The organism is Oleiphilus sp. HI0125 (genome assembly GCF_001635355.1).
Window position 1 is genome coordinate 1 of record NZ_LWGF01000668.1, and the last position, 1116, is coordinate 1116.

Annotated in this window: 1 protein-coding gene; it reads left to right on the forward strand. The window is 44.4% G+C overall.

What is annotated here, in order from left to right; translation table 11 throughout:
- Positions 1–68 precede the first annotated feature (68 nt).
- On the forward strand, positions 69–1116 hold a 1048-nt coding region (locus A3762_RS09440; protein WP_156493356.1), incomplete at its 3' end, for an endonuclease/exonuclease/phosphatase family protein.

Here is a 1116-nt window from a genome sequence, read left to right on the forward strand (position 1 = left end):
CCCATTCCATTCTAATCATTGCTTTCTATTCGAAGGCTCGAATAAAAATAAAAGAATGGAGAATTATAATGAAGTCAAAACTATTAGCGGGTGTTCTCGCGCTAGGCTTAGCGGCACCTTTAGCCTTTGCTGACGACGAGAAAATCAAAGTCTTGTCTCGTAATGTTTACCTTGGTGCAGATATCTTTCCTGTACTCGCTGCAGCTCAAGATCCTGATCCACTTGCTGTACCTCTGGCGGTTACTGAAGTTTTTCAAACTGCACAAGCAACAAACTTCCCTGAGCGTGCTGGTGCATTAGCGGATGAAATTGTGAGCCGTAAGCCTCACGTCATTGGCCTACAAGAAGTATCTATTTGGAGTACGCAAATTCCGGGTGACTTTTTGATTGGGAACCCTGCTCAAGCTTCCGACGTTGTTTATGATTTTCTAGAAATTCTTATGGCGAATTTAGAAGCGCGTGGACTAAGTTACGAAGTGGCAGCGTCTGTCGACAATGCCGATATTGAGTTGCCATTCGTTGCGGGTATTACTGCGGAAGGCCCGATCTTGGGAGATGTTCGTCTACAAGATAGAGATATCGTTCTCGTGCGTAAGAAAGTTAGCTACTCAAATGCTTTAAGCGGAAACTTTACGGTCAATGGTGTGGTCGACATTAATGGCGTACAGGCCTCATTTACGCGTGGTTATAATATCTTAGATGTGAACGTGAAGGGCGCAGACTACCGTATCGTGAACACGCATTTGGAAGTCGGCGGTTCAGAGCCATTTAAGTCTTTGCAAGCCGTTCAAATGAATGAGTTGCTTCAAATTGTTGATGCGACAAGCTCAGACACTAACCCAATAATTATGCTTGGTGACTTTAATAGTGACCCTCGTGACACACCGTTTGTGTCTGCATCAGGTATTCCAGGCTTAGATGGATTGCCATTGGTACCTCCTTATCTTCAGGCTACTGGAACAGGCTATGGTGATACTTGGCTGATGCAAGATAAGATTCGTGGTGAAGGTCTTACGTGCTGCTTTGATGATGCTGTATCAGATGAAACGGCAACCTTATCATCACGTATTGATCATGTATTCTTGAAGCTTAATGGAAGTGAGCTTGAGCGTGTGA